Origin of the sequence: Polaromonas sp. SP1 (assembly GCF_003711205.1) — a bacterium.
Lineage (GTDB): Bacteria > Pseudomonadota > Gammaproteobacteria > Burkholderiales > Burkholderiaceae_C > Polaromonas.
Genome location: NZ_CP031013.1, coordinates 163,711 through 187,264 on the forward strand (window position 1 = coordinate 163,711; position 23,554 = coordinate 187,264).

General features: G+C 61.5%; 20 protein-coding genes and 3 tRNA genes. 8 read left to right on the forward strand and 15 right to left on the reverse strand.

Going from position 1 to position 23,554, the window contains the following annotated elements; genetic code table 11:
- Positions 1-242 precede the first annotated feature (242 nt).
- Positions 243-668, forward strand: coding sequence for an organic hydroperoxide resistance protein (locus tag DT070_RS00785; protein WP_122953692.1), 426 nt, complete (start codon positions 243-245; stop codon positions 666-668).
- Between the two features lie 421 nt (positions 669-1,089).
- Here DT070_RS00785 and DT070_RS00790 read toward each other — a convergent pair whose 3' ends face one another.
- The 13 genes from DT070_RS00790 to pip form a co-directional block, all read right to left on the reverse strand.
- Positions 1,090-2,418 carry an ATP-binding protein gene (locus DT070_RS00790; RefSeq protein WP_122953693.1) on the reverse strand — a complete coding sequence of 443 codons (1,329 nt, stop codon included), beginning with the start codon at positions 2,416-2,418 and terminating at the stop codon, positions 1,090-1,092.
- The gene (locus DT070_RS00795) at positions 2,415-3,152 is read right to left on the reverse strand and encodes a response regulator (protein ID WP_122953694.1); all 738 of its coding nucleotides are present in this window, start codon (positions 3,150-3,152) and stop codon (positions 2,415-2,417) included. Before DT070_RS00795 ends, DT070_RS00790 begins: the two co-directional genes overlap by 4 nt.
- A 76-nt stretch (positions 3,153-3,228) precedes the next feature.
- Positions 3,229-3,747: a thioredoxin family protein gene (locus DT070_RS00800; protein ID WP_122953695.1), complete on the reverse strand. Its 519-nt coding sequence runs from the start codon at positions 3,745-3,747 to the stop codon at positions 3,229-3,231.
- Between the two features lie 326 nt (positions 3,748-4,073).
- Positions 4,074-4,150, reverse strand: a tRNA-Asp gene (locus DT070_RS00805).
- Between the two features lie 103 nt (positions 4,151-4,253).
- Positions 4,254-4,329, reverse strand: a tRNA-Glu gene (locus DT070_RS00810).
- A 76-nt stretch (positions 4,330-4,405) separates the two neighbouring features.
- Positions 4,406-4,481 (reverse strand) — tRNA-Ala (locus DT070_RS00815).
- A gap of 74 nt (positions 4,482-4,555) precedes the next feature.
- Positions 4,556-5,950, reverse strand: a complete 1,395-nt coding sequence (gene gltX / locus DT070_RS00820) for a glutamate--tRNA ligase (protein ID WP_122953696.1) — start codon at positions 5,948-5,950, stop codon at positions 4,556-4,558.
- Between the two features lie 8 nt (positions 5,951-5,958).
- Positions 5,959-7,173 carry an O-succinylhomoserine sulfhydrylase gene (locus DT070_RS00825; RefSeq protein ID WP_122953697.1) on the reverse strand — a complete coding sequence of 405 codons (1,215 nt, stop codon included), beginning with the start codon at positions 7,171-7,173 and terminating at the stop codon, positions 5,959-5,961.
- A 4-nt stretch (positions 7,174-7,177) separates the two neighbouring features.
- Positions 7,178-8,707 (reverse strand): amidophosphoribosyltransferase, encoded by a 1,530-nt coding sequence (gene purF, locus DT070_RS00830; RefSeq protein ID WP_122953698.1) that lies wholly within the window; start codon positions 8,705-8,707, stop codon positions 7,178-7,180.
- 34 nt (positions 8,708-8,741) lie between these two features.
- The gene (locus DT070_RS00835; RefSeq protein ID WP_122953699.1) at positions 8,742-9,227 is read right to left on the reverse strand and encodes a CvpA family protein; all 486 of its coding nucleotides are present in this window, start codon (positions 9,225-9,227) and stop codon (positions 8,742-8,744) included.
- An 18-nt stretch (positions 9,228-9,245) separates the two neighbouring features.
- Positions 9,246-10,028 carry an SPOR domain-containing protein gene (locus tag DT070_RS00840; protein WP_122953700.1) on the reverse strand — a complete coding sequence of 261 codons (783 nt, stop codon included), beginning with the start codon at positions 10,026-10,028 and terminating at the stop codon, positions 9,246-9,248.
- Between the two features lie 69 nt (positions 10,029-10,097).
- Positions 10,098-11,408 carry a bifunctional tetrahydrofolate synthase/dihydrofolate synthase gene (gene folC, locus DT070_RS00845; protein ID WP_122953701.1) on the reverse strand — a complete coding sequence of 437 codons (1,311 nt, stop codon included), beginning with the start codon at positions 11,406-11,408 and terminating at the stop codon, positions 10,098-10,100.
- A gap of 39 nt (positions 11,409-11,447) precedes the next feature.
- Complete coding sequence (gene pip, locus DT070_RS00850) at positions 11,448-12,407, reverse strand: prolyl aminopeptidase (protein WP_122953702.1); 960 nt, start codon at positions 12,405-12,407, stop codon at positions 11,448-11,450.
- A gap of 218 nt (positions 12,408-12,625) precedes the next feature.
- On the opposite strand from pip, the gene DT070_RS00855 reads away from it, so the two are divergent.
- Together DT070_RS00855 and DT070_RS00860 are read left to right on the forward strand one after the other, a co-directional pair.
- The gene (locus DT070_RS00855) at positions 12,626-12,973 is read left to right on the forward strand and encodes an ArsC family reductase (RefSeq protein ID WP_122953703.1); all 348 of its coding nucleotides are present in this window, start codon (positions 12,626-12,628) and stop codon (positions 12,971-12,973) included.
- Positions 12,974-13,207: 234 nt separating this feature from the next.
- Complete coding sequence (locus DT070_RS00860) at positions 13,208-13,924, forward strand: glycine zipper 2TM domain-containing protein (protein WP_122953704.1); 717 nt, start codon at positions 13,208-13,210, stop codon at positions 13,922-13,924.
- Positions 13,925-14,020: 96 nt separating this feature from the next.
- Here the strand turns inward: DT070_RS00860 and DT070_RS00865 are convergent, their stop codons facing one another.
- Positions 14,021-14,806 carry an anti-sigma factor domain-containing protein gene (locus DT070_RS00865; protein ID WP_122953705.1) on the reverse strand — a complete coding sequence of 262 codons (786 nt, stop codon included), beginning with the start codon at positions 14,804-14,806 and terminating at the stop codon, positions 14,021-14,023.
- The gene (locus DT070_RS00870; protein WP_092130528.1) at positions 14,806-15,381 is read right to left on the reverse strand and encodes an RNA polymerase sigma factor; all 576 of its coding nucleotides are present in this window, start codon (positions 15,379-15,381) and stop codon (positions 14,806-14,808) included. Before DT070_RS00870 ends, DT070_RS00865 begins: the two co-directional genes overlap by 1 nt.
- Positions 15,382-15,594: 213 nt before the next feature.
- Here DT070_RS00870 and DT070_RS00875 point away from each other — a divergent pair, with 213 nt between their 5' ends.
- From DT070_RS00875 to DT070_RS00895, 5 genes are all read left to right on the forward strand, one after another.
- A complete protein-coding gene (locus tag DT070_RS00875) occupies positions 15,595-15,921 on the forward strand; it encodes a pyrimidine/purine nucleoside phosphorylase (RefSeq protein ID WP_122953706.1) in 327 nt (108 codons plus the stop codon).
- Positions 15,922-16,007: 86 nt separating this feature from the next.
- The gene (gene argG, locus DT070_RS00880) at positions 16,008-17,339 is read left to right on the forward strand and encodes an argininosuccinate synthase (protein WP_122953707.1); all 1,332 of its coding nucleotides are present in this window, start codon (positions 16,008-16,010) and stop codon (positions 17,337-17,339) included.
- 121 nt (positions 17,340-17,460) lie between these two features.
- Positions 17,461-20,247 (forward strand): DNA methyltransferase, encoded by a 2,787-nt coding sequence (locus DT070_RS00885; protein ID WP_122953708.1) that lies wholly within the window; start codon positions 17,461-17,463, stop codon positions 20,245-20,247.
- A complete protein-coding gene (locus tag DT070_RS00890; protein WP_122953709.1) occupies positions 20,244-22,367 on the forward strand; it encodes a DEAD/DEAH box helicase in 2,124 nt (707 codons plus the stop codon). Before DT070_RS00885 ends, DT070_RS00890 begins: the two co-directional genes overlap by 4 nt.
- The gene (locus DT070_RS00895) at positions 22,360-23,553 is read left to right on the forward strand and encodes a GIY-YIG nuclease family protein (RefSeq protein ID WP_122953710.1); all 1,194 of its coding nucleotides are present in this window, start codon (positions 22,360-22,362) and stop codon (positions 23,551-23,553) included. Before DT070_RS00890 ends, DT070_RS00895 begins: the two co-directional genes overlap by 8 nt.
- The last annotated feature ends 1 nt before the right edge of the window (position 23,554 follow it).

Genomic DNA, 23,554 nt, shown 5'->3' on the forward strand with positions numbered 1-23,554 from the left:
AATGCATCAGTTCCAGGCCCTCAGTGGTCTGGCGCCGCCGCTGAGCCGCCGGGCGCCGGGGAGATTTGTACCGCAGTGTGTCTGGCCGCCGGGTGCGTACAGAACATTGCGTTGCCGGAACACCTGGGACACGCCGGCCCGATGTAATTCATCTGTGTTTTGTGAAGACCCGTGGATTTCTCCAAAGTACTTTCCAAAAAACGCATTTTTTTCGTCCCTTCAACTTTTCAAAGGAACTCACCATGACTGCCATCAACACCCTCGACAAAGTTCTCTACACCGGCAAGACCCACACCCTGGGAGGCCGCAACGGGGAATCCCGCAGCTCTGACGGGAGGCTGGACATCAAGCTCTCTCCACCCGGCAGTGCGGGCCAGGGCACCAACCCCGAACAGTTGTTTGCCGCCGGCTGGTCGGCCTGCTTTATCGGTGCCATGGGCCGCGCTGCCAATGCGCAGAAAGTCACCTTGCCTGCAAACCTGTCGGTCGACGCGGAAGTGGACCTGGGCACGGCCGGCGATGCCTTCTTTTTGCAAGCGCGCCTGAATGTCAGCCTTCCGGGCCTGGACAGCGCCACGGCCCGCGCCATCGTGGATGCCGCCCATCAGCTGTGCCCTTACTCCAAAGCCACACGCGGCAACATCGACGTCGAGATCAACGTGGTCTGAGTTCGCGCAAGACTAAAGCCCGCCTGCCCTTTTTGACGGAGCAGATGGGCTTTTGCGATTCAACAGCGTGCCATTCCGCGTTTATGCATCAAATCGGCCTCCAGCCCAAGCATCACGCGCATTAGCAGCTACTAATTTCATAGCAAATGCGGCCGCGACATCAACAGGCGACTTTGCATGGCGATGATTTTCCCCGCATTCATCTATGTCATCTGCGTCATCTGTGGATATGGTTTTTATCCGCAGATTGCGCAGATGAACCCAGATTGAAGCCAGGACCTGAAGGCTGCGCGACTGATTTTCACCCCCGTTCGGGCTGACCCTTCGACAGGCTCAGGACAGGGAAGCCTTGCGGCGTATCGAAGCCGCTGCTCGGTGCTGGCCCTTCGATACCTCAGGGCGAACGGATCAGTCCTACCGCTCAAGTCCCGAAAGAGGACGGAATGACCAGCCGTGCCGCCAGCCCCCCGCCGGGCCGGTTGGCCAGGCTGAGCCGCGCGCCTATGGAAGACGCCAGTTGCTGCGCGATCGCCAGGCCCAGGCCGGTGCCGCCTGTTTCGCGGTTCCTGGAGTTTTCTACGCGGTAAAAGGGTTGCAGCACCGCCTGAAGTTCGGCTTCGGGGATGCCGGGCCCGCGATCCAGCACGCAGATTTCGATCTCGCCCGGCGCGTTGGTTTGCACTGTTAACTCGACCTCTTGCCCGAACTTGAGCGCGTTGTCGGTCAGGTTGGTCAGGATGCGCCGCATCGCCAGCGGACGGCTCATCACGGGGCGCCCAACCTGCCCGCTCACGCGTACCGGTTTGCCGGCGTCTTCGTAATCGCAGCGCAAGGTGTCCAGCAAGGCATCAAGGTCCACCCGGCGCGGGTTCTCGTCGGCGCCGTGCAGGCTGCGCGCATAGGTCAAGGCCTCGCGCACCAGGGCCACCATCTCGTCCAGGTCATGCTGAAGTTTGCCGCGCTGCTCTTCGTCATCCATCAAGTCGGTGCGCAGCCGCATGCGCGTGATGGGCGTCTGCAGGTCGTGCGAGATCGCGGCCAGGATTTGCGTGCGCTCCGTCAGGTAGCCGGCGATGCGCTGCTGCATGGCGTTGAACGCGGTGGAGGCGCGCGCGACTTCGGTGGGGCCGCTTTCGGGCAAGGCCGTGCCCTTGAGGTCGGGGCCCAGCGCATCGGCCGCGTTGGCAAGTTGCCGCAGCGGCTGGGTGGCAATGCGCACCGCAAAGAAGGCGCAGACCGCCAGCAGCGAGAGCTGCAGCAACAGCAGCGCCGGCAACCACGGGGAGGTCGGCATGGCGGCGGCCCAGAGGTTGATGGTCAAGGGCGCGCCGTCGCTGAGCCGCAGATGGATGTGCACGCGTTTCGGGTCACCGGGAATCGAATTGACCGTGACCTTGTAGCGCGGGTCGACGGCGTTGGCGATTGAGGCGCTGACCCGCTCGGCGATTTCGTTGTCGGTGCCCTGTTCGGTGACGCCCTCATCCAGCTGGTAGCGGTAGTTTTTGCGGTCTATCAGGGGCAGCCAGGCAGCACGTTCGGCCGCTGGCACCCTGTCCAGGATGGCGACGGAACTGGTGATGTCTTTTTCCAGGTTGTCCAGCATCAGGTCTCGGCCTACCAGGCCCCGCTCGTACATCACCAGCAGATAAGACATGGCCTGGGCGGCGAGGATGCCCAGGAGCAGGATCAGCATCAGGCGCGAAAACAGGCTTTTGGGCCAGCGCAGCCACGCTCTCGAAGGCACGGTCATGCGGCCTCCGGCCGGGCCTGGACGGCGACCGAGAACACATAACCTTCGCTGCGCACAGTCTTGATATAACGCGGCTCGCGTGCTTCATCCTGCAGGCGCTGGCGCAGGCGGCTCACCAGCAAATCGATGGAGCGCTCGAACAGTTCGGCATCGCGCCCCTGCGTGAGGTTGAGCAACTGGTCGCGGTTGAGGACGCGCTGCGGGTGGTCCAGGAACACGCGCAGCAGGCGGTACTCGGCGCCGCTCAGGGACACCAGCGTGCCGCTGGCGTCGATCAGATGGCGCCCGGTGGTGTCGAGCTGCCAGTCGCCGAAGGAGATCAGGTTGGAGGGCTCTTCCACCTGCAGGTTGGGCGGCAGCATGCGGGTGCGTCGCAACACCGAGCGGATGCGCGCCAGCAACTCACGCGCCGCGAAAGGTTTGGCCAGGTAATCGTCGGCGCCCATCTCCAGACCGAGGATGCGGTCGGCCTCTTCGTTGCGCGCGGTGAGCATCAGGATGGGAATGGCCTTGAATTTGCCGGCACGCAAATCCCTGCACAAAGTCAGGCCGTCCTCGCCGGGCAGCATCAAATCGAGCACGATCAGGTCGACGGCCACGTTCTCCAGCGCCGCACGCATGTGGCGGCCGGACTCCACCTTGGTCACGCGCAGGCCGTTTTTTTCCAGGTAGCTGCCCAGCAGTTCCCTGATCTCACGGTCATCGTCGACGATAAGGATGTGGTCTGGCTGCATGCGTGGGTCCTGGGTGAATCGTGATTCCGGCATTTTGCACTTCGGCTCCGGCAAAGCGCTGCTGCGCTCATTGTGCTTACTGGGCCAGCAGCGCCTGGATGGTTTTTTCGGTTTCCTGGTAGCGCCCCTCGCCAAAGTGGCTGTAAACGATCACCCCCTTCTTGTCGATCAGGTAAATCGCCGGCCAGTAGTTGTTGTTGAAGGCGCGCCAGGTTGAATAACTGTTGTCCTGGGCCACGGCATGCTTGATGCCCAGGCGCTCGATGGCGGACTGCACGTTTTTGGTCGACTTCTCGTAGGCAAATTCGGGCGTGTGAACGCCGACCGTGACCAGGCCCTTGTCTTTGTACTTCTCATGCCAGGACTTCACGGCTGGCAGGTGGTTGAGGCAGTTGATGCAGGTGTAGGTCCAGAAATCCACCAGCACCACTTTGCCCTGCTGATCGGCCATGCGCAGCGGCGCGGAGTTCAGCCATTGGTCGATGCCGGCGAATTCCGGCGCGATTGCCGGCGCGCGGCCCAGCGGCAACGCCGATGCGTAAGGCGTTGCGCATACCGCAGCCGCAGCGGCCATAAATTGACGACGGGAGTTCATGGTCAGTCCTTCGAAAAGAGTGAAAACGCAGCGGCACCAAAAGGCGTAGCCACCGGGATACAGGCCATGACACGGAGAGCCGCAACCTGATGGACGTATTGGAAGGCGGCCGGGTATCACCCGTGTGTCCTGCAGCGGCCCATGCGTAATCCGGGGTATCACGCACGCACGTGGATACAGTGGAATACAAAAATGGGCAGCCCCAAGCCAATGCGCCGCGGCTGGGCGGCGGGCGGGAATGAGGGCGGGAGAGGGAATGAGGGAGCTGAGCGGGGAGCCAAAAAAGGAAAAGGGCCTGCAAGAAAACTTGCAAGCCCTTTCGGATTTGGCGGAGTGGACGGGACTCGAACCCGCGACCCCCGGCGTGACAGGCCGGTATTCTAACCAACTGAACTACCACTCCTGGTAGCGACAACATTCGCTCTTTCGAGCCAAGTCACCTGCCCTTGCGGGCCGGCGGTTGTCAACTTGCGCCTTGGGCATCACGCGCTGGGCGTGATGAATGCTGGCGACCCCACGGGGATTCGAACCCCGGTACTCACCGTGAAAGGGTGATGTCCTAGGCCTCTAGACGATGGGGTCAAAACCTTGGAACTTCCGGATGGGCCCCTGCTTTCACAAAGACCCACAAAACTTCAAATTCTTCGCGACTAACTTTTGGTGGAGGTAAGCGGGATCGAACCGCTGACCTCTTGCATGCCATGCAAGCGCTCTCCCAGCTGAGCTATACCCCCGTCAAGTTATTGAGGTTTCCCTGCAATTGTCGAGCCTTGAATTATAGCCCGAAAATTCGGCCTTTTTCAAATCCTCAAACAAGCTTGAGCCGGGAGACCACATCTTCGCGTTTCATGAGCTCCAGAATCGCGTCCAGCGAGGGGGTTTGCGGGGTGCCCATGACCAGCACGCGTACCGGCATGGCCAGTTGCGGCATCTTCAGGCCGGTGTCGGCCAGAACCTGCTTGATGGCGGCGGAAATCGCTGCTTTGCTCCACTCGGCGGTGCCCAGGGCCTCGGCGAGTTTGGCGAGCGCAGGACGCACGGCATCGGTGACATGCGTCGCCACATCTTGCGGGCTGGGTTCGCCGCCGGTCACCAGCAATTTCAGCCAGCCGGCCAATTCAACCAGCGTGCTGCAGCGGTCCTTGAACAGGCCGCAACCGCGGACAACGTGCGCGGCATCCAGGCCTGTGACGCCCTGCGCCGCCAGGAAGGGCGCAACGGCTTCGGCCAGTTTGTCGTCAGCCATGGCCTTGAGGTGCTGGGCATTGACCCAGCGCAGCTTGGCTTCGTCGAACTGCGCGGCGCTTTTGCCGAGGTGGTCGAGGTTGAACCAGGCAATGAATTGCTCGCGGCTGAAAATTTCGTCGTCGCCGTGGCTCCAGCCCAGGCGCGCCAGGTAATTGACCATGGCATCAGGCAGATAGCCTTCGGCGGCGTACTGCGTCACCGGCTTGGCACCGTTGCGCTTGCTGAGTTTTTCGCCCTGCTCGTTGAGCACGGTCGGCAGGTGGGCGTACACCGGCGGCTCTTTACCCAGCGCCTTGAAGATGTTGATCTGGCGCGGCGTGTTGTTCACATGGTCGTCGCCGCGGATCACATGGGTCATGGCCATGTCGATGTCGTCGACCACCACGCAGAAGTTATAGGTCGGCGTGCCGTCCGGCCGCGCGATCACCAGGTCGTCAAGCTCGTCGTTGCTGATCTCGATGCGGCCTTTGACCTTGTCGTCCCACACCACGCTGCCGCCTTGCGGGTTCATGAAGCGCAGCACCGGCTGTACGCCTTCGGGCACGGGTGGCAGGGTCTTGCCCGGCGCGGGGCGCCAGGTGCCGTCATAACGCGGTTTTTCCTTGGCGGCCATCTGCTTTTCGCGCAGCGCATCCAGCTCGGCCACGCTCATGTAGCAGGGGTAGACCAGGCCGTCTTTCTGCATCTGCGCGAGCACGGCCTTGTAGCGGTCCATGCGCTGCATCTGGAAGAACGGGCCTTCGTCGTGGTTCAGGCCCAGCCAGCGCATGCCTTCGATGATGACGTCGACGGCTTCCTGGCTGGAGCGCTCGACATCGGTGTCTTCGATGCGCAGGATGAAATCGCCGCCGGTGGCGCGAGCAAACGCCCAGGGATACAGCGCCGAGCGGATATTGCCGAGGTGGATGAATCCGGTCGGTGAAGGGGCGAAACGTGTTCTGGTTTTTGGGGTCATGGGGGCAGTCATGCGATGAGGCTCAGGCCGCGGGACAGGTCGGCCTTGATGTCGTCCACGTGGTCCAGCCCGACAGCCAGGCGAACCAGGCTCTGGCCGATGCCGGCGGCCTGGCGCTGCTCTTCGCTCAGGCGTCCGTGCGAGGTGGTGGCGGAATGGCTGATGATGGTTTTGGTGTCGCCCAGGTTGGTCGCGATGCTCAGCACTTGCGTGCTGTTGATCACCTTGAAGGCGTTGGCGCGCGCCGCTTCCGGCGTGTCGCCGCGTACATCGAACGACAACACCGCGCCGCCCAGGCCCGACTGCTGGCGCATGGCCAGCTCGTGCTGCGGGTGCGACGCGAGGCCGGGGTAATACACGCGCGACACGGCGGGCTGCGTTTCAAGCCACTTCGCGACGGCCAGGGCGTTGGCGCTCTGGGCCTGCATGCGGATGTTCAGCGTCTCCAGGCCCTTGAGCACGACCCAGGCGTTAAACGGCGCCAACGTCATGCCGGCGGTGCGCACGATCGGGCCGAACACGTCGACGATCAGTTTGGACGGGCCGCAGAGCGCGCCCGCCATGACGCGGCCCTGGCCGTCCAGGTACTTGGTGCCCGAATGCATGACGAGGTCGGCGCCGAATTCGACCGGCCGCTGCAGGGCGGGCGAGCAAAAGCAGTTGTCGACTGCCAGCAGCGCGCCCACGCTGTGCGCCAGGTCGGCCAGCGCGGCGATGTCGCACACTTCGGTCAGCGGATTGGTGGGCGTTTCGGCAAACAACAGCTTGGTCGTCGGGCGCAGTGCGGCTTTCCATTCGGCCACATCGGTTTGCGACACAAAAATCGTCTCGACGCCGAACTTGCCGAACTCGCGGCCGATGAGCGCAATCGTCGAGCCGAACATCGAGCGCGAGCAGATGACGTGGTCGCCGGACTTCAACAGCCCCATGCACATCATCAGGATGGCGCCCATGCCGGTCGAGGCGCCGATGGCGGCTTCCGTGCCTTCCATGGCGGCCAGGCGGCGTTCAAAACTGGTGACCGTCGGGTTGGACGTGCGGGCGTAGGTGTAGCCCTCCGTCGGGTCGGCAAAGCGCCGCGCCGAGGTCTCTGCGTCGGGCTGCACAAAACCGCTGGTCAAATACAGCGCTTCGGAGTTTTCACCGTGCTGGCTGGGATCCACCGCCACGCGCACGGCCAGCGTGTCGCGGTGCAGGTTGCCGGGCAGTTGTTTCTTCGTCATGGGCTCAGGCTTCTTGCGGGTTGGGCAGCGCCAGGCGGGAGACATCCACGTCGCTGTCTTCGCCGATCTTCTCGGCAGTGTCGGCGCGCTGCGAGTTCATCGCGGCGATGGTTTCAGCGGTCACATCACCGGTGATGTAGACGCCGTCAAAGCAGGAGGCGTCAAAGCCGTCGAGCTTGCCGTTGAGCTTGCCGATCGCGCGCTTCATGCCTTCCACGTCCTGGTAGATCAGCGCGTCGCAGCCGATCACTTCGCGGATTTCTTCGACGGTGCGGCCGTGGGCCACCAGCTCGTCGGGCGTGGGCATGTCGATGCCGTACACGTTCGGGTAACGCACGGGCGGCGCCGCGCTGGCCAGGTAGACCTTGCGCGCGCCGGCGTCACGCGCCATCTGCACGATCTCGCGGCTGGTGGTGCCGCGCACGATGGAGTCGTCGACCAGCAACACGTTGCGGCCCTTGAACTCGCTGGCGATGACGTTGAGCTTCTGGCGCACGGATTTTTTGCGCACGCCCTGCCCCGGCATGATGAAGGTGCGGCCCACGTAGCGGTTCTTGACGAAGCCTTCGCGGTAGGGAATGCCCAGCAGGTGCGCCAGCTGCGTGGCGCTGGGGCGGCTGGACTCGGGGATCGGGATGATCACATCGATCTCGCTGGGCGGCACGGTGGAGACCACGCGCTTGGCCAGCGTTTCGCCCAGGTTCAGACGGGCCTGGTAGACCGAGATGCCGTCCAGCACGGAGTCAGGCCGGGCCAGGTAGACAAATTCAAAAATACAGGGGTTGAGCTTGGCGCTGGGTGCGCACTGCTCGGCGTGCACTTTGCCTTCGAGGTCCACATACACCGCCTCGCCCGGCGCGATGTCGCGCTCGAACTGGTGCGAGGTGCCTTCCAGCGCGACCGATTCGCTGGCCACCATGACGGTGGCGCCGTTTTCATTCTCGCCGTGGCCGATGCACAGCGGGCGGATGCCGAAGGGGTCACGAAACGCCAGCAGGCCGTGGCCGGCGATCAGCGCGACGACGGCGTAAGAGCCCTTCACGCGCTTGTGTACGCCGCGCACGGCGGCAAACACGTCGATGGGTTTGAGCGGCAGGCCGCGCGTGGTTTTTTCCAGCTCATGCGCCAGCACGTTGAGCAGCACTTCGGAGTCGCTGTCGGTGTTGATGTGGCGATGGTCGGTGTTGAAGAGCTCGGCCTTGAGCTCGGCCGCGTTGGTCAGGTTGCCGTTGTGCGACAAGACGAGGCCAAACGGCGCGTTGACGTAAAACGGCTGTGCTTCGTCTTCGCTGTAGGCGTTGCCCGCCGTCGGGTAACGCACCTGGCCCAGGCCCACCGTGCCCGGAAGCGCCCGCATGTTGCGGGTGCGGAACACATCGCGCACCATGCCCTTGGCCTTGTGCATGTAGAACTTGCGCCCTTGCTGCGTGACGATGCCCGCAGCATCCTGGCCGCGATGCTGCAGCAGCAGCAGGCCGTCATAGATGAGCTGGTTGACCGGGGCTTTGCTGACGACGCCGACTATCCCGCACATGGTGTTCCGATCATGAAGAGTTGACTCTTGAAAGTTAAATTAAATACTTGGCAAACTGTTCAGGCAGCAGGGGCTTCAGGGCGTGCAACGTGGCCGTCAGCAACGGCGCGCCCTTTGATTCCTGCCACCAGCTGCCGGATTTGAGCGCCGTCATGTTGATCACGACAGCCGCAGCCAGCAGCAAAATAATTCCGCGCAGCGCGCCAAAGGCGGCGCCGAACACCCGGTCTACCGGCGCCAGGCCGATGGCGGCCACCAGCTTTTTCACCAGAAACGCCAGCAGCCCCGCCGCGAACACCGAGGCAATAAAAATCAGCACAAAAGCCGCCGCGTAACGCACGGGGTCAGAAGCCGACTGCACCGGCAAGCGGGTGGCCAGGTCAGGCGCAAACCATTGCGCCACATAAAACGACACCGCCCAGCCCAGCACCGACAAAACCTCATACACCAGCCCGCGCCATGCGCCCAGCAGCATGGAAAACACCAGCACCCCCAGCAAAACCCAGTCAACAGCTGTCACAGAACAACGGAGTACTTATTACAAGGTCAGGATGGCTGCCGGCAAATCAAGGGTCTTGATCTTGCTGGCGGCTTTTTCGGCCTCGGCCCTGCTCGCAAATGGGCCCACACGGACCCGGATTCGCTTGCCGTCCTTGGTTTCAGCCACTTGGGTATAGGTTTTGAGGCCGGCTTTTTCGACCTTCTGGCGCGCTTCGCGGGCCTTGGCGTCTTCGGCGAAGGCGCCGACCTGCACCACAAAGCGGCCTTCGGCCTCGGCGGCGGCAGGCTTGGCCGCCGGCGGCGCAGTGCCGTTGAGCAGTGCGCTGGCGCGCGCGGCGTCGTCGGGCTTGGCCGCTGGCTTGGCGGCCGGCTTCGGCTCAGGCTTCACTTCGGGTTTCGGCTCAGGTTTGGGCTGCGGTTTTGCTTCGTTTTTGATAGCAGCAGGTGCAGATGCAGCCTGGGCTGGAGCCGGATTTGATGCAAGGATTTCTTCCTTGGGCGACAAGCTGGCGTTGGCCGCTACCTTGTCGGCGGGCTTTGGCGTGGCGGCCGGCGCTGTGGCCGCGGCAGGCGCCGGCACTGCCAGCGGCTTGACCGTGCCCTTGCCGGGAATTTCAATCGGGATGTCGACCGGGACCGGCCGGGGCTGGGTGTCGAACACCAGCGGAAACCCCACCACGCCGATCAGCACCAGCACGGCAGAGCCGATCAGGCGGTGTTTGGCGCGTTTGCGGATCACTTCCACGCTTTCCGTTTGAGCGGCTGACCCGGCGTTGGGAGCAGCGTTGGAGCCGCCCCGGCGGAAGTTGAAAAACGGCATGGTGTGGCTTGGATCCGATAAGGGTGACGTCGACGGTGAACGCGGGCTGAAAGCCCTCGAAAAAACGCTTCAGGGGGCCAGGTGCGGGGCCGAAAGACGGGGCACACCGTCCTTCAAAATGCCGCCCACCGTGTAGAACGAGCCGAACACGACAATTCTATCAGCGGGGGTCGCGGCCTTGACCGCCGCCTGCAGGGCCGCTTCGGGGGATTTGTAAGTGCCGGCGGTCGCGTCCGGCCGGGTGTTGGCGGCCGTCCACTTCGCCTGCAAATCGGCCGCCGATGCGGCCCGCGGCGTCGGCAAATCGGTGAAATACCACTTGTCGATAAGCGGCCCCACCCGCGCCAGCATGGGGGCGAGGTCCTTGTCGGCCATGGCGCCGAACACCGCATGGGTGCAGGGGTAAAAACCCATGGCGTCCAGGTTCTCCGCCAGCGCGGCCACCGAATGCGGGTTGTGCGCCACGTCCAGCACCAGCGTGGGCTGGCCGGGGACGATCTGGAAGCGCCCGGGCAGCTCGACCATCGACAGGCCGTTGCGCACGGCCTGGGCCGTCACCGGCAGGCGCTCACGCAGGGCCGTCAGCGCCGCCAGCACGCCCGAGGCATTGACCAGCTGGTTGGCGCCGCGCAGCGCCGGGTACGCCAGCCCGGCATAACGGCGCCCGCGCCCGGCCCAGCCCCATTGCTGCTTGTCGCCCGAAAAGTTGAAGTCCGTGCCGAAGCGCCACAAGTCAGCGCCCACTGCGGCGGCGTGGTCAACAACGCTTTGTGGCGGCACCGGGTCGCTCACGATGACCGGCTTGCCGGCGCGCATGATGCCGGCTTTTTCGCGGCCTATGCTTTCGCGGTCGGGGCCGAGGTATTCCATGTGGTCCAGGTCGATGCTGGTGATCACCGCGCAATCGGCGTCCAGCATGTTGACGGCGTCCAGCCGCCCGCCCAGGCCGACTTCGAGCACGACGACGTCGAGCTTGGCACTGGCCAGCAACTGCAGGATGGCCAGCGTGGTGAACTCAAAGTAGGTCAGCGAAATATCTTCGCCGTTTTGGGTCCTGGCCCGCTCCACCAGTTCAAAGTTCGCTATCAAATCAGGAGCACTGACGATATCGCCGCGCACCCGGCAGCGCTCTTCAAAATGCACCAGGTGCGGTGAGGTGAAGACGCCGGTGCGGTAGCCGGCCTGCAGCAGGATGGCCTCGAGCATCGCGCAGGTCGAGCCTTTGCCGTTGGTGCCAGCGACCGTGATGATGGGGCAGTCAAAAGCCAGTCCCATGCGTTTGGCCACCGCGCTGATGCGGGTCAGGCCCATGTCGATGCCGACGGGGTGCAGGTGCTCGCAGTAGGCGAGCCAGTCGTCGAGGGTTGTCAGTTGTTTCATACAGCCCAGCATTGTCGCGCAGGGCCTAAAACCCCGGGCTCAGCGGGCGAAGCGGTCGGTTGCGGCGATTAGTTGGCGCAGGATTCCAGGCTCGTTAAACGCATGCCCGGCGTCGGCCACCATATGAAATTCAGCCTCGGGCCAGGCGCGGTGCAAATCCCAGGCGGTTTTGGCCGGCGTGGCCACGTCGTAACGGCCTTGCACGATGACGCCCGGAATCCCGGCCAGCTTGTGGGCGTCGCGAATCAGCTGGCCTTCGTCGAGCCAGCCGGCGTGCACAAAGTAATGGTTTTCAATGCGCGCAAACGCCAGCGCGAAGTCGTCGCCGCCGTATTGGGTCGCAAAGTCCCGGTCGGGCAGCAGCGTGATGGTCTGGCCTTCCCAGAGGCTCCAGGCGCGGGCGGCGGCCAGTTGCGCCGCGCGGTCCGTGCCCACCAGGCGTTTGCGGTAGGCGGCGATCAGGTCGCCGCGTTCGGCCTCGGGAATGGGCTTGAGGAATTCCTCCCACAGGTCAGGGAACAACCACGAAGCGCCTTCCTGGTAGTACCAGAGCAGCTCGGCGCGGCGCAGCGCAAAAATGCCGCGCACCACCAGCGCCGACACGCGGGCCGGATGCGTCTGCGCATAAGCCAGCGCCAGCGAGCTGCCCCAGGAGCCGCCGAAGACCAGCCAGCGCTCCACGCCCAGCAGGGTGCGCAGCCGTTCGATGTCGGCGACCAGGTCCCAGGTCGTGTTGTTGTCCAGGGATGCGCTGGGGCGCGAGCGGCCGCAGCCGCGCTGGTCGAACAGCAGCACGCAGTAACGCTTGGGGTCAAACAGGCGGCGATGGTCGGGCGAGCAACCCGCGCCGGGCCCGCCGTGCAAAAACACCGCCGGCTTGCCCTTGGGGTTGCCGCACAGCTCCCAGTACACCGAATGGCCGTCGCCCGTTTCCAGCACGCCGGTGCGAAAGGGCTCGATGGGCGGGTAGAGGCTGGCTTGGGGAGTTGGGGCGGTCATGAATGGGCAGTCCGTGTTGAAGCGTCTGTGAAAAGCGGCTGGCGGGCAGGCACCGGGCCGGCGTTCTTCATTATTCCAGCCTTGCCAAAGAGGCGTCCCCGGGCAGGCTCATTCTGCGATTTGCTATTGAATTGATAGCTACCAGCCTATACAGCGCTTGGGCAAAACGGATTTTTTCCTTAAATTTTTCTGCCAAAGAAATCTGCCAAAATCGCCCCATGATCATTCTTTACGGCATTCCCAACTGCGACACCGTCAAAAAAGCCCGCGCATGGCTTGGCGACCAGGGCGTGGACTATCAATTCCACGATTTCAAGAAGAGCGGCGTTCCCGCGGACCAGCTTGCGCGCTGGACTGAAGCGGCCGGATGGGAAAAGGTGCTCAACCGCAAGGGCACGACCTGGCGCAAGCTGGATGCAGCCGAGCAGGCCGGCGTGCACGACAGCGGCAGCGCCCGGGCCCTGATGCTGGCCAACCCCAGCGTCATCAAGCGCCCGGTGGTGGACTGGGGCAAGAAGGGCATCACGGTCGGGTTTGATGCGGCGGACTGGGCGGCGCGGATTTAAGCGCCTCGGAAAATCGGGGTGCGTGCTTTTGTCACGCTTTAGCCCGCTTTACGCCCAATATCGTGGTTTTTCTGCCTTTCTACTCCTTACAGCTTTACCACCGATTTACCGAACTTGGCGGCCCAAAACGACTCTGACTTACTAAAATCGGGATTGCCGCCGGAGCACCCTCCGCACCACCGGCCAGCCCTCCAGCGGCGCAACTTCAGCCATTTGCTGAAAAAGGTTTGAATCATGAAAAAAGCACTTGTCCTCTCCACCCTCGCCGCAGCCACCGGTTTTGCGGCCGTGCCCGCCTCCGCCATGGACATCCTGGCGCGCGTGATCTCCAGCACGCCGGTGGTCCAGCAAGTGGCCGTGCCGCGCCAGGTCTGCAGCAACCAGCCCGTCATCACGCAGGCCCCCAGTTCCGGCGCGGGCGCGCTGATGGGTGCGCTGGCAGGCGGCGCCGTCGGTAACGCCATCGGCAACGGCGGCGGCCGGGCGGCGGCCACCGTGCTCGGCCTGGTCGGCGGCGCCATGATCGGCGACCGCATCGAGGGCAACAACACCCAGGTCCAGAACATGCAGCAATGCACGACGCAGACCTATTACGAAAACCGCCCCAGCCACTACAACGTGGTCTACGAATACCAGGGCACGCAGTACAACACCCAGATGGCCACCGACCCCGGCCAGTACGTGCGCCTGCAGGTCACGCCGGTCGGCGCCATGGCGCCGGCGCCGCAGACCTTCCAGTCGGCCCCGCAACCCCAGACCTATGTGGAACCCGCGCAGCAGGGCTATGTGGTTCAGCAACCCGTGACCTACGTGCAGCCTGCGTATGTGCAGCCAGCGGTTTACCCTGCTTACTACCCACGCCCTTACTACCAGCCTTATTACGCACCGATCGGCCTGTCGCTGAACTTCGGCTACAGCCGGGGTTATGGCGGGCACCGCCACTGGCGTTAAAAAAACGGCCGGAACCGCCGGTTTCGGTTGAATAAAAAAAGGGGCGTTTCAAACGCCCCTTTTTGTTGTCCGCCCGTAATGGCGATGCTGATGGTTTTATTTCGGCGTCTCGATGAGCGCGCCCTTGAACAGCAGTGGCCCGGTCGCCGCCGTGCCCGGCGGCACGCCGCCCTTGGGCTCCAGCGTGATGGCCAGACCCGGAACCTGCCGCATGTCGGTGTCCGCGACCTTCAGGCGGGCTACCCCATCCGAACCCATCACACCCAGCGACTTGGGCGCTACACCCGCCGCAGCCGGCAGGGCCCACAGCTCCAGGGACTTGTCAGGCGGCTCCCTGAAATTGCCCACGCGTTTGAGCACCAGCGATTTGTTCTTGGGATCAAAAGTCACCAGCAGCGATGCCGATGCCTTGTCGTCCGTCAGCACGGCCACGTATTCGATGGCCGGCGTCGCCGTCAGTTTGGCGGTCAGCTCGCTCACCTGCCCGCTCAGGCGGCCATTCACATTCAGCCCGACCACAACAGCCGCCACGGTGGCAATCGCACCGGCCGCCGCGCCGCCGCGCCACAGGCCCAGGCTGGCCCACAAGCCGCCCGCCGCAGCAGCCGGCGTTGCCGCACGCGCTGCCTGCATGGCCCGCGCCTCTTTGTCGGCCTTGACGAGGTTTTCAATGCGCTTCCACACGGCCGGGCTGGGCGCCTCCTGCGCTTGCAGTTCGGCCACGGATGCCAAACGGCCTTGCCAGATCAGCGCCGCGGCGCGCAAGGGCGCGTTGTCGCGTGCCAAAGCCTCAAAGCGCCGGCGTGCGCCACCGCGCAGCGTGCCCAGCGCGTAGCTGGCCGCCAGTTGGTCCATCAGGGAGGGGTTGTTTTGCAAATTCATTACGCGAACCTCGCCATGCAGCCGCGCAGCTGTTCAAGTCCGCGGCGGATCCAGGTCTTGACCGTACCCAGCGGCAGCTTCAGCTGCTCGGCCAGCTCACCATGGCTCAGGTCGCGCAAATACGCCAGGCTCACCACCTCGCGCTGCTTGTGCTCGAGCTGGCCCAGGCACTGGTGCAAAGCCCAGGCCTGTTCGCTGGCCTGGGTGGTGTCCATCGGGTTGGGCGAGTCGCCCGCCACGGTGTCAGAGATCACGTCGTCGAGTTCCTGCATCAGGTCGGCCCGGTCAGAGGCCCGGCGCCGTAAAAAATCAAGGCCGCGGCTGCGCACCACCAGACCCATCCAGGCCATGGGCGGCGAGAGGGTGGATTTGTAGTCGCCCGCGATGCGCCAGATATTGAGAAAAGCCTCTTGCAGCACGTCTTCGGCCCATTCGCGGTTGGTCACCACGCGCACCGCCACGCCGTAAAGCTTGGACGAGGTCAGCTCGTACAGCTCCCGCAGGGCCGACTCATCGGCTTGGGCCACACGGTCAATAAGTGCGATCAATTGGATATCCGGGCTTTCTGGTTTCATGCAGCCATTGTGAGGGATCAGCCGGAAATCGAAAATCAGCGAAAACACGGCAGGACATACCTCAAATACGCCATACAGGCCCAAACGGATTCACCGCCAGCCGGGCAAAAGGCCTCGGTGACCTAAAATCAGCGGTTTGGCGCTCTGCGGGGCCTCTGTGGGGCCCCTGCAACACACACCCTCTTCACCTTCTTTTATCGTCAGCACCTTTCCATGCCCACCGAAAAAATCGACAACGTCAGCGTCAGCACCCAGGCCAATGTGTACTTTGACGGCAAATGCGTCAGCCACGGCATCACTTTTGCCGACGGCACCAAAAAATCGGTCGGCGTGATCCTGCCGGCCAGCCTGACCTTCAACACCGGCGCGCCCGAGATCATGGAATGCGTGGCCGGCGCCTGCGAATACAAGCTGGCCGGCAGCGATGAATGGGTGAGGTCTTCGGCAGGCGAAAAATTCAGCGTGCCGGGCAACGCCAAATTCGAGATCCGCGTGGCCGCCGGCGAAGCCGCGTATCACTACATCTGCCACTTCGGTTAAGAAACGCCAGACTCACCAAACCGCTCCTTTTTTCATAGCTAAAGCCCATACCCAGCAAGGGCTACAGCCATATTCAGGCCTTAAACATGTCCAACACCATTCTGCAAAACATCCCCGCCAACCAAAAGGTCGGCATCGCGTTCTCTGGCGGCCTGGACACCAGCGCCGCGCTGTTGTGGATGAAACAGAAGGGCGCCCTGCCCTACGCCTACACCGCCAACCTGGGCCAACCCGACGAAGCCGATTACGACGAAATCCCGCGCAAGGCCATGGAATACGGCGCCATCAAGGCCCGCCTGGTTGACTGCCGCCCACAGCTCGCCGCTGAAGGCATTGCCGCGCTGCAAAGTGGCGCCTTCCACATCACTACCGCCGGCGTGACCTACTTCAACACCACGCCGCTGGGCCGCGCCGTTACCGGCACCATGCTGGTCAGCGCGATGAAGCAGGACGACGTGAACATCTGGGGCGACGGCTCCACCTTCAAGGGCAATGACATCGAGCGCTTCTACCGCTACGGCCTGCTGACCAACCCCGCGCTGAAAATCTACAAACCCTGGCTGGACCAACAGTTCATCGACGAACTGGGCGGCCGCGCCGAGATGAGCGCCTTCATGACGGCCAACGGCTTTGGCTACAAGATGAGCGCCGAAAAGGCCTACAGCACCGACAGCAACATGCTGGGCGCCACGCACGAAGCCAAAGACCTGGAAAACCTCAACAGCGGCATCAAGATCGTCAACCCCATCATGGGCGTGCCCTTCTGGAAAGACGACTGCGTCGTCAAGGCTGAAGAAGTCAGCGTGACCTTTGAAGAAGGCCGCCCCGTCGCCCTGAACGGCGTCGCATACCCCGACCTTGTGAGCCTGATCCTCAAAGCCAACGAAATCGGCGGCCGCCACGGCCTGGGCATGAGCGACCAGATCGAAAACCGCATCATCGAAGCCAAAAGCCGCGGCATCTACGAAGCCCCCGGCCTCGCGCTGCTGTTCATCGCCTACGAGCGCCTCGTCACCGGCATTCACAACGAAGACACCATCGAGCAATACCGCGACAACGGCCGCAAGCTAGGCCGCCTGCTCTACCAGGGCCGCTGGTTCGACAGCCAGGCCATCATGCTGCGCGAAACCGCCCAACGCTGGATCGCCAGCGCCATCACCGGCACCGTCACGCTGGAACTGCGCCGCGGTAACGATTACTCGCTGCTGAACACCGAGTCGCCCAACCTGACCTACGCGCCTGAGCGTTTGAGCATGGAAAAGGTGGAAGACGCGCCGTTCTCGCCGCTGGACCGGATTGGGCAGTTGACGATGCGTAATCTGGACATCACGGATACGCGGGCGAAGCTGGGGATTTATTCCAGTGCTGGGATGTTGGAGTTGGGTAAGGGGGATGATTTTTTGAAGCTGGGTAAGTAAACTGAGATAGGCCCAATAATGAAGCCCGCGAACGCGGGCTTTTTTCATCATCAAAATAGTTTCCAACTAGAAAGCCACCGGTCGGCTCGCCTCAAGGATATTCAACACAAGTGCCACACTAATGAACGCCGTAGAAATCGAACAAGCTATTTCAGAGCTCGCTCTTCAACCCTTTGACGCAGCGGAGTTCCCGTTCACGTTTCTAGCCGCATTCGGCAACAAGGACACCACGCTCAAGCGCCTGCGCACGGGCAACAACAATGCATCGGACGTGGCAGGTGGTGTGCTGCTACGCAATAACATCCATCTCGCGGTGTGCCCAGTCGGGGCCGTCGGTGACACGCTCAAGGCGCTGCGCGCCAGCCAAGCCACGACGAAGGCCAAGGCCAAGTTCATCCTTGCTACAGATGGCCACACGCTTCAGGCCGAAGAACTGGCGAGCGGGGAAACAATCGCTCCCGACTTCCCTGACTTCCCAAACCACTTTGGTTTCCTTTTGCCTCTGGCTGGCATCTCTACTATCAAGGAGATCAAGGACAACCCCATCGACGTGCGCGCCACGGGGCGTCTGAACAAGCTCTACGTTGAATTGCTGCGTGAGAATCCGGCTTGGGCCACGGACAAGCGGCGCAGCGACATGAACCATTTCATGGCGCGCCTGGTGTTCTGCTTTTTTGCCGAAGACACCGACATTTTCAACAGCAAAGGGCTCTTCACACATACCGTCGACAAAATGAGCGCAAGCGACGGCAGCAATACCCACGAGGTGCTGTCGGAGATCTTCCGCGCCATGAACATCAAGTCGATCGACCGCGCCACCGCCATGCCACGTTTGCCCAACTGGGCTAACGGCTTTCCCTATGTGAACGGTGGCCTGTTCTCTGGCAGCACCGAAGTGCCGGGCTTCACGCGCATGGCGCGCACCTACCTGCTGCACGCTGGCGCCCTGACTTGGCGCGAGATCAACCCCGATATCTTCGGCAGCATGATCCAAGCGGTGGCCGACGACGAGGAGCGCGGCGCCTTGGGCATGCACTACACAAGTGTGCCCAACATCCTGAAGGTATTGAACCCATTGTTTCTTGACGACCTGCGCGCGGCGTTGGCCGAGGCCGGCGACAACGAGCGCAAGCTGCTGAATCTGCGCAAGCGCATGGCGCGCATTCGGGTGTTTGATCCAGCCTGCGGCTCCGGTAATTTCCTGGTCATCGCCTACAAGCAGATGCGCGAGATCGAGGCGGACATCAATCGCCGCAGAGGCGAATTGCACTTGGGTAGCGAGATTCCTCTCACCAATTTTCGAGGCATTGAGCTGCGTGATTTTCCCGCTGAGATTGCCAGATTGGCACTCATCATCGCCGAATTCCAGTGTGATGTTCTGTATCGGGGACAGCAAGATGCGCTAGCAGAGTTTCTGCCACTGGATGCGCAAAACTGGATCGTGTGCGGCAACGCACTTCGGCTCGATTGGTTAAGCATCTGCCCGCCAACAGGCACAGGGGTTAGGGTGGTTGCAGATGATCTCTTTGAGTCGCCATTGGAACAAGCGGAAATTGATTTTGCAAATGAAGGTGGCGAAACATATATTTGCGGAAACCCACCGTATTTAGGTAGCCGTTGGCGAGATGAGCAGCAGCAGCGTGACTTGGCACTACTATTTTCAGCACGCGCTAAAAGCTTCAAAGATCTTGATTATGTTGCCGCATGGTATTTGAAAGCGGCGGACTACATTAGTTCTGTGGATGAGTGTCGCTGTGCATTTGTTGCCACAAAATCAATTTGCCAAGGAGAGCAGGTGGCCATGCTTTGGCCGCTGATATTCGGACAAGGTTTGGATATATTTTTTGCCCACAGGCCTTTCCACTGGAGCAATCTTGCCAGCAAAAACGCTGGCGTCACGGTCATTGTGGTTGGTCTCGCAAAAAAGAAAATCGGTCAAAAAATAATATTTGAAGAAGGTGAAAAAAGAGTTGTCGAAAACATCGGTCCTTATTTAATCCCGATGGGGAATGTGATTGTAGAAAAGTCCAGTCGACCACTCAACGGTCTCCCCAGAATGGACTATGGAAATAAACCAACGGATGGCGGGAACTTAATCCTTGATCGAGATGAGAAAAATGCGTTCCTGCGCATTGCCCCAACTGCAGAAAAATTCATTAAACAATACGTCGGCTCAACCGAGTTTATTAATGGAGTTCCACGATTTTGTTTTTGGATTGACGATCGATTTGTTCAGGAAGCACGATCAATCCCTGAAATTGAGGCGAGGCTAGAAAACGTAAGGGCGTTACGCAATAGCAGTAAAGGGCAGCAAGCTAACGCGAATGCAGACACGCCGCATAGATTTGTTTTTGCCCCCCATAGGGAAGGGGTAGCGCTCATAGTGCCGCGAGTCTCTTCTGAAAGACGCCCATATTTGCCTGCCGGGATTGTCGACAGCGCGACGGTCGCCTCTGATCGCGCCGCTGTTATATACAACCCAGAAATATGGCTTCTATCGATTGTGACCAGTCGAATGCATTTGGTTTGGATTGCCAATGTCTGTGTTCGCATGAGAATGGATTTCTCATATTCAAACACGCTTGGCTGGAATACCTTTCCTATTCCTCTGATCACCGAGCAAAACAAAGCAGATCTGACTGGTTGTGCTCAGAATATCCTGTTGGCTCGGGAGGCACACTTCCCCGCCACTATCGCCGACCTGTATGACCCAGACAATATGCCGGATAACCTGCTCCACGTCCACGAGCAGAATGACGAAGTGCTGGAGCGCATCTACATTGGCCGCCGCTTTAAGAACGACACTGAGCGGCTGGAGAAATTGTTTGAGATGTACACGAAGATGACGACTGCAGAAAAGGCTAAGCCCGCCGCAAAGGCCGCCAAGGAGAGAATGAACGCATCATGAGCGATTACGTCAACAATCCGACCAATGCTTACACCGTGCCGTCCGTCTCCATTGCCACCGCGCGGACAGGCGCATCCAGCAAAGCCAACGAACTGGGCATGCGCGCTATGCAAGAGCGTGCGTATGCCAAGCGCGGCGAGCAATACCTGCTGATCAAATCGCCACCGGCCTCCGGTAAGTCCCGGGCGCTGATGTTCATTGCGCTGGACAAGCTGCACAACCAAGACCTGAAGCAAGCTATCGTGGTAGTGCCTGAGCGGTCTATCGGAGGCAGCTTCTCCGACGAGGCATTGACCCGGTTCGGTTTTTACTGGGACTGGAAGGTTGCCCCGCAGTGGAACCTATGCAACGCGCCCGGTGGTGATGAGCCTCGCGCGGCCAAGTCCAAGGTGGATGCTGTGCGCCAGTTCCTGGCCAGCAGCGACAAGGTGCTGGTTTGCACACATGCGACCTTCCGTTTTGCGGTAGAAGCGATGGGTATAGAGTCCTTCGATGACCGCCTGATCGCCATCGACGAATTTCACCACGTCTCAAGCAACCCGGACAACGTGTTGGGCAAGCAGTTGGGCGCCTTTATCGCTCGCGACAAGGTGCACCTGGTGGCCATGACGGGCTCCTACTTCCGTGGCGACAGCGAGGCGGTGTTGGGCCCAGCGGACGAATCCCGCTTCGAAACCATCACCTATACCTACTATGAGCAGCTCAACGGCTACCAGTGGCTCAAGTCGCTGGACATCGGCTACTTCTTCTACACCGGGCCGTATGTTGATGCGGTGACCAAGGTGCTGGACCCGGCGCTGAAGACCATCGTCCACATCCCGAACGTAAACGCGCGCGAGAGCCTGAAGGACAAGCAGCGCGAGGTGGATGAGATCATGCACGGCATGGGCACCTGGACCGGCGTTGACCCTGTCACGGGCTTTCATCTGGTGCAGACCAAAGAGGGTCACGTGCTGAAGGTGGCCGACCTGGTGGACGATAGCGATCCCGCCAAGCGCACTCGGGTGTTGGGCGCTTTGAAAGACCCCGAGCAAAAGGACAACCGCGACCACGTGGACGTGATCATCGCCCTGGGCATGGCCAAGGAAGGCTTCGACTGGATCTGGTGCGAACACGCGCTGACCATCGGCTACCGCAGCAGCCTGACCGAGATCGTGCAAATCATTGGCCGTGCCACGCGTGACGCCAAAGGCAAGGAACGCTCGCGCTTCACCAATTTGATTGCCGAGCCTACGGCTGAGCAATCCGCCGTGACCGAGGCCGTGAACGATATGCTCAAGGCCATCTCCGCCAGCCTATTGATGGAACAGGTGCTGGCGCCGCGCTATGAGTTCACGCCCAAGAATGCGGGTGCCCTAGATGGTTTTGTCTACAACGACGGGCAAGGCTACCAGGAAGGTGGCGCAAACGTCGGCGTGAACGAGGCCACCGGCCAATACCACGTCGAGATCAGCGGCCTGGCCAAGCCAGAGACTCCCGAGGCGACCCGTATCTGCAAGGAAGACCTGAACGAGGTAGTGACCAGCTTCCTGCAGGACAAGATCGCGCTAGAGCGCGGCCTGTTCGACAAGGAAAATACCGTGCCCGAAGAGCTGACTCAGTTGCGCATGGGCAAGATCGTGCGCGAGCGTTACCCGGAGCTGAGCGAGGGCGACCAGGAGGCCATTCGGCAGCACGCTATCGCCGCCATGAACATCACCCAGCAGGCCAAGCTGGCCTTGGCCCAAGCCGACGCTGGCGGCAGCAGCGCGGTACAGGGCAACACGGCGTTACTGGACGGTGTGCGCAAGTTCGTCAATGTACGCGACCTGGACATCGACCTGATCGACAGCATCAACCCTTTCGACGCTGCCTATTCGGTGCTAGCCAAAGCGATGGATGAGAAGTCGCTGCGCCAGGTGCAGGCCGCCATTGCAGCGAAGAAGGTAAGCATCGCCGAGGACGAAGCGCGCGACCTGTCAAAGCGCGCCTTGCAATTCAAGAACGAACGAGGCCGCCTGCCCGACATCAATTCGGCCGATGCCTGGGAAAAACGCATGGCTGAAGGCGTGGCTGCCTTCGCGCGCTACCGCGCGCAGGCCAAGGCGGCGTTAGCTCAAGGGGAGTCCAGCAATGGCTGACCTGGACGACGACGAGCTGCTGGACGCCCTGGGGGTTGACGCGACGCCAATAAAGATCTCCAGTCGCACCCCGCGCGAGGAACGCATCATCGCGGGCTTTGAGGACATCCTTCGCTTCCACCAGACGCACGGTCGAGCACCCCAGCATGGCGAAGGGGGTGACATCTTTGAGCGACTCTATGCTGTGAGGCTGGATCAGTTGCGCAAGCTGCCGGAGGCGCACGCCCTTCTGGCAGGGCTGGATGCCCCAGGGCTGCTGGCAGGCGCCTCAGTCGCAAGCTCTAATGTCGATGCATTGGACGAAGATGCCCTGCTGGCTGAACTTGGCGTGGACGTCCCCAGCGTCGACGGACAAGACATCCGGGTTTTGAAGCACGTTCGGTCAATTGCAGAAAAACGCTTAGCCGAAGAGATCGCCAATCGAGAAAAATGCGTGGACTTCGCGCAGTTCGAACCCTTGTTCGACGCCGTGCGTAGCGACCTCAAATCGGGAATTCGGCAAGGTCGCAGCTTCCAGTCCAAAGAAAAGGCACTAGACGACATTGTGCTGGGGGCCTACTTCATCATCGGTGGGCAAATTGCCTACATTGCTGAGGTTGGCGAGGAATTCACTACAGAGTACGGACGGCGCGACAGCCGCCTTCGGGTCGTGTTTGACAACGGCACCGAGGCCAGCGTTTTGATGCGCTCACTGCAACGCTCCCTGCATCGAGACGAGTCCGCCAGGCTAGTTTCCGACCCTGAAGCTGGCCCACTGTTTGGAGGCACCCCAGAAGAGGGAGACATCGAGTCCGGGACCATTTATGTGCTTCGAAGCCTATCAAATCTGCCCTTCGTGGTTGAACACCGCCAGTTGATCCACAAGATCGGCGTAACGGGAGGGAAGGTTGAAAGCCGCATCGCAACTGCTAAAAATGACGCCACCTATCTTCTGGCCGATGTTGAGGTTGTAGCGACCTACAAACTTCACAACATGAATCGTGTCAAGCTGGAAAACATCTTCCACCGCCTATTCGGGGCCGCCCGGCTGGACTTGACGATTGAGGATCGCTTTGGCCAACCCGTAAAGCCCCAAGAATGGTTCTTGGTGCGGTTGGACGTCATTGACGAAGCAGTACAACGAATACAGGACGGTTCAATCACAAGGGTGCACTATGACGTCGCAAGCGGGCAGCTTGTTGAATAGA